The following is a 596-nucleotide window of genomic DNA, read 5'->3' on the forward strand; positions in this document are numbered from 1 at the left end:
GTCTGGCGCAGGCTGTCGGCAGTGTATTTGTGCGACAACCTGCCTTTGCATTCGCCGCGCTGCCATTTCCGACCTGCGCCGTGAGCCAAGGTATTCAACGAAATTTGACAATCTTCGGCAGGTTGGACCAGATAGCTGTAATCGCCGCGCGAGCCGGGTATCATGACCAAGCCTTTATCGGTGGGCGTTGCGCCTTTTCGGTGCAGCCAACCGATTGTGCCGTCAATCTCGGTTTGTTCCAAAAAATTATGGTGGACATCGAGCAGGCATGTTCCTTCTGCGCGCCAACGGTCAAGCATTCTGGCCACAATCAAACGGCGGTTAAGGCTGGCAAATTCAAGGGCTGTTTGGTGTTCGGCAAGATAGGCCGCCGCCGCTTCGCCCTCTTCCGCCAAACCTTGATGCCCGAAGGCGGCAATATGGTATTGCAAAATCTGCTGGCCCAATCCGCGCGAACCGCTATGCACCAACAGTTGCAGATGGTTTTCATCAAAATCGGGCGGAAGCAAATCGGTGCGATAAACGGTGTCAACGGTTTGCAACTCGGCAAAATGGTTGCCGCCGCCAATCGTACCTACAGCAAGGCCGTCTGAAAA

General features: G+C 54.7%; 1 protein-coding gene. It reads right to left on the reverse strand.

Translation table 11 applies throughout. The annotated features are described in order from the left end of the window. On the reverse strand, positions 1-596 hold a 596-nt coding region (locus ACTHUR_RS15985), incomplete at both ends, for an RNA ligase RtcB family protein (protein ID WP_440399652.1).

Source organism: Neisseria sp. P0021.S007 (assembly GCF_051956855.1).